Source organism: Streptomyces sp. TRM64462, from assembly GCF_013362995.1.
Classification (GTDB): domain Bacteria; phylum Actinomycetota; class Actinomycetes; order Streptomycetales; family Streptomycetaceae; genus Streptomyces.
Genome location: NZ_JABWDV010000035.1, coordinates 1 through 4,707 on the forward strand (window position 1 = coordinate 1; position 4,707 = coordinate 4,707).

At 74.1% G+C, this 4,707-nt stretch carries 4 protein-coding genes; 3 read left to right on the top strand and 1 reads right to left on the bottom strand.

Annotated features, from left to right (window positions below):
• The first annotated feature begins 173 nt into the window (after positions 1–173).
• The gene (locus tag HTZ82_RS01735; RefSeq protein WP_175407459.1) at positions 174–1,571 is read left to right on the top strand and encodes an FAD-binding oxidoreductase; all 1,398 of its coding nucleotides are present in this window, start codon (positions 174–176) and stop codon (positions 1,569–1,571) included.
• 43 nt (positions 1,572–1,614) lie between these two features.
• Here HTZ82_RS01735 and HTZ82_RS01740 read toward each other — a convergent pair whose 3' ends face one another.
• Complete coding sequence (locus HTZ82_RS01740; RefSeq protein WP_175407460.1) at positions 1,615–2,037, bottom strand: SsgA family sporulation/cell division regulator; 423 nt, start codon at positions 2,035–2,037, stop codon at positions 1,615–1,617.
• A 227-nt stretch (positions 2,038–2,264) separates the two neighbouring features.
• Here HTZ82_RS01740 and HTZ82_RS01745 point away from each other — a divergent pair, with 227 nt between their 5' ends.
• Together HTZ82_RS01745 and HTZ82_RS01750 are read left to right on the top strand one after the other, a co-directional pair.
• A complete protein-coding gene (locus tag HTZ82_RS01745) occupies positions 2,265–3,767 on the top strand; it encodes an RDD family protein (protein WP_175407461.1) in 1,503 nt (500 codons plus the stop codon).
• Positions 3,768–3,912: 145 nt separating this feature from the next.
• A complete protein-coding gene (locus HTZ82_RS01750) occupies positions 3,913–4,647 on the top strand; it encodes an RDD family protein (RefSeq protein ID WP_175407462.1) in 735 nt (244 codons plus the stop codon).
• Positions 4,648–4,707 lie beyond the last annotated feature (60 nt).

Consider the following 4,707-nt stretch of genomic DNA (forward strand, 5'->3'; position numbering starts at 1 on the left):
GGGAGACCCGTTCGGGCTTCATGCCCTGCCCGCCCTTCGTACCCTTCGTGAACTTCGTGCCCTTAGTGCCCTTCATGCCGCTCACTGTGCGCGCGGCCCCGCGACGGCCCCGCGCGCCCGCGCCCGGCACACGCCCGGTTCACACCGATGGCCCCGGGTGCCACGCTGGGATCATGGACGAGCTGCCCGGCAACCCCGACCACGCCGACGACCTGATGGCACGGCTGCGCGCCGGCCTCCCCGCCGACGCCCTCCTCACCGACCCCGGCGTCACGGCCTCCTACGCCCACGACATGGCGAGCTTCTGCGCCGCGGGCACACCCGCCGCGGTGGCCCTGCCACGCACCGTCGAGCAGGTCCAGCACGTCATGCGCACCGCCACCGCGCTGCGCGTCCCGGTCGTCCCGCAGGGCGCCCGCACCGGCCTGTCGGGCGCAGCCAACGCCAGCGACGGATGCGTCGTCCTCTCCCTCACCAAGATGGACCGCATCCTGGAGATCAACCCCACCGACCGGATCGCCGTCGTCGAACCGGGTGTCGTCAACGCCACGCTGTCCCACGCGGTCGCGGAACACGGCCTGTACTACCCGCCCGACCCCTCCAGTTGGGAGATGTGCACCATCGGCGGCAACATCGGCACCGCCTCCGGCGGCCTGTGCTGCGTCAAGTACGGCGTCACCGCCGAGTACGTCCTGGGCCTCGACGTCGTCCTCGCCGACGGCCGTCTCCTCACCACCGGCCGCCGCACCGCCAAGGGCGTCGCCGGATACGACCTCACCCGCCTCTTCGTCGGCTCCGAGGGCAGCCTCGGCATCGTCGTACGCGCCGTCCTCGCCCTCAAACCGAAGCCACCCGCCCAGCTCGCCCTCGCCGCCGAGTTCGCCTCCACGGCCGACGCCTGCGCCGCCGTCTGCGCCGTCATGGAGCGCGGCCACACCCCTTCGCTGCTCGAACTGATGGACCGCACCACCGTCCGGGCCGTCAACCGCCTCGGCAACATGGGCCTGCCCAACAGCACGGAGGCGCTCCTGCTGGCCGCCTTCGACACCCCGGACCCCGCGGCCGACCTCGCCGCCGTCGCGAAGCTCTGCGAGGCCGCCGGCGCCACCCAGGTCGTCCCGGCCGACGACACCGCCGAGTCCGAACTCCTCCTCAAGGCGCGCCGGATGTCCCTGCCCGCCCTGGAAACCGTCTCCACCGCCACGATGATCGACGACGTGTGTGTCCCCCGGTCCCGGCTCGCCGAGATGCTCGACGGCACCGCCGCCATCGCCGACGAGTACGGCCTCACCATCGGCGTCTGCGCCCACGCCGGCGACGGAAACACCCACCCGGTCGTGTGCTTCGACCACACCGACCCCGACGAGTCCCGCCGCGCCCGTGCGTCGTTCGACGCCATCATGGCGCTCGGCCTCTCCCTCGGCGGCACCATCACCGGCGAACACGGCGTCGGCGTCCTCAAGAAGGACTGGCTCGCCCGCGAACTGGGCCCGGTCGGCCTGGAGATGCAGCGCGGCATCAAGCACACCTTCGACCCCCTCGGCATCCTCAACCCCGGCAAGCTGTTCTGACGGCCCCGCTGACGGCCCCACTGAAGGGCCCCTGCCGAAGGCACTAGAGATCCGCCGACAGGAGCGCCGCCAGCCCGTCGTCGATGCCCAGGCGCTCCGACTCCGTGCCCGGCGGCACCACCCGCAGCGTCCGCTCCAGCCACGCCGACACCTGCGCGGACGGCGCCTCCAGCAGCGCGTCGCCGTCCGGGGACGACAGGGCGACCAGCACCACGCTGCGCCCGTTCACCTTCGACGGCCAGATCCGTACGTCCCCGTGCCCGCAGGGCCGGAAGACGCCCTCGACCATGAGCTCCCGCGCGAACGTCCAGTGCACCGGGTGCTCCGAGCCGATGTGGAACGTGATGTGGACCGCGTACGGGTCGGCCGTGCGGTACGTCAGCCGGGCCGGCACGGGGACGCTGCGCTCCGGCGACAGGACCAGGTTCAGCTCCAGCTCGCGCTCCACGACCGTGGTCTCGTACATGGTGTTCCTCCCTCTCGGGTCCGTGCGGCCCGGACGGGCCGCACAGAGGGAGAGCGGCCTCCCGCCGTCTCATTACGCGACTTTCGCCGAAGAATTTCTGTTACTTTGCGTGACAGTGCTGTGACCGGATGGCGGCCGTTACCCGCGGAGCGGCCCGGGGGCATCCGGCGGTCTGATAGATGTGGTGCCTTGAATTGAGGCCCTCGAGGAGATACGGGACCACGGTGATGAGCGCCCCAACCCCGGCAACCGGCGACGGCAGCCCCACAGCTGGGTACTACCCAGACCCCTCCATTCCTGGATACATCCGGTACTGGAACGGTGCCGCCTGGGTCCCCGGTACGAGCCGTCCGGCGCCCAAGGACGGTGAGGCCATGCCGACACCGCCCGCATCGGCGGTCCCCGCCCCGGCGCCCGCCCCCGCCCCCGCGCCGGTGCAGGGCGTGGACGAGACCGGGCCCGTCTTCCTGGACGAGGACCCGAGCATCGCGTCCGAGCCCGGGCCCGGTGTGGAGCCCGGCCGGGAACCGGAACGGGAAGCGGAACCGGTCGGCGGGCCCGAGCCCGCGTCCGCCTGGCAGGCCGACCTGTCCCGCCAGCGCGGCTACGGCGACGACCGCGACCGCCAGGTCTCCTGGGGCTCCGGCTCCGGAGGCGCCCAGGACCCGAGGGTGCCGGGCCACGCGGCCGACCCGTCGGGCGGGGCACTGCCCGGCATGCGCCGCGTCCCGACGGAACCCGAACCGGACCGGGACCCGGATCGGAGCCGGAGCCGGAACCGGAACCCGGAGTCCGCGCCCCGGGACGCCCGGCTCCCGGCCGGCGACGGCACCGTGACGATCCGCGCGTCCCGCGGCGGCCAGGCCCAGGCGCCCCAGGCCCACCAGAGCCCCCAGGCCCCGGCGGCCCAGGCCCAGCCCCAGGCCCCGGCACAGGGCCAGGCCCACACCCCGCTGGTCCCGCCCCAGCCCCAGCACCCCTCCCCGGCCGCGCCCGCCACCCCCTCCGTACCGTCCCAGGCGGCCGCCCCCGTGACCACCGGTCAGGGCGGCGGCGCCACGTCCTGGCCGCAGCAGGTGCAGCAACTGGCCCAGCAGCACCGGCCGGCCCCCGCCTCCGCCGCGACCCCGGCGCTCGCGCCCAGTCCCGCGTCCGGGCACGGCGACGCCGCCGACCAGCAGCCCGTCCTGCCGTGGAAGCCGCCCGTCAACGACCCGTTCATCCGCGCCGCCCAGGAGAAGGCCAACGCCCGCCCCGCGGGCCTCGGCAGGCGGCTGCTGGCCCGGCTGGTCGACTCCGTCGTACTCGGCGCCCTCGCCGGTGCCGCGGCGGCGCCCTTCGTCATGAGCGGCGTCGACCACATCCTCGACAAGATCGAGCAGGCCAAGCGGTCCGGCGAGACCGTCCAGGTCTGGCTCGTGGACGGCACGACGTCCGTCCAGTTCGGCATCGCCCTGGGCCTGCTCCTCGTCATCGGCGTGCTGTACGAGGCGCTGCCGGTCGCCAAGTGGGGCCGTACGCTCGGCAAGAAGCTGTGCGGCCTCCAGGTGCGGGACATCGAGTCGCACGAACCGCCGTCGTTCGGTGCCGCGCTGCGCCGCTGGCTGCTGTACGGGGTGCTCGGCCTGCTCGTCGTGGGTGTCGTCAACGTCCTGTGGTGCCTGGTCGACCGTCCGTGGCGGCAGTGCTGGCACGACAAGGCCGCGCGCACGTTCGTCGCCGCCGGGTAGCCGACCGGGCGTCAGACGGCCCGGGCGGCGGCCCGGGCGGCGGGCGGGTGGCGGACGGGTGGCCGTCGGCCCGCCGGGCGGCGCACCGTCCCCCGAACGGACATGAGCGGATGCGGGCCCCGGCGGGGCGGGATGCACTGCCCCCATGAGCAACGAACCGCCGACGTCCGGTCAGCCGCCCGAGGACGACCCGCGCCGGGAGCGGCCGCCCGGCGACGACCCGTTCCGCAAGCCGCCGCCCGAGCCTCCCGAGGGCGGCGGCACACCACCTCCGCCACCTCCGCCTCCGCCGCCCCCACCGGGCGCCGGAGGACCGTACGGCGGCCCGCCCGGCGGTCCACCCGGCGGCGGGCCCTACGGCGGCGGCCCGTACGGCTACGGCGGCACGGACCCGCTCGCCGGCATGCCGCCCCTCGGGGACACGGGCAGGCGCGTCCTGGCCCGTATCGTCGACTGGCTCATCATCGTCGTCCCGCTCGCGGTCCTCGGGATCCCGTTCGGGATCTACGACCGCGCCACGGACGAGAACGCCGACCTCGGGGACATCTGGACGGCCAACGACGACGGCGGCCAGTGGGCGTTCCAGCTCATCACGATCGTCGTGTACGTCGCGTACGACACCCTGATGGTGGCCAAGCGGAACGGGCAGACCGTCGGGAAGCGGCTGCTGGGGCTGCGGGTCGCGATGCTCAACGACGGCAGCGTGCCGCCCGTGAACCCCGCGCTGATCCGGGCGCTGGTGCTGTGGCTGCCCGCGCTGATCTGCTGCGCCTGCCTGTGGCCGCTGCTGCTGCTCATCCTGATCCTCATCGACAAGCCCTACAAACAGGGCCTGCACGACAAGGTGGCCAAGACCGTCGTGGTGTCAACCACGCAGTGAGTGCCCGCCCGTACGGGGCCGCGCGTCGGCGTCCGTACGCGGTCCCGGCACCCCGGCGGG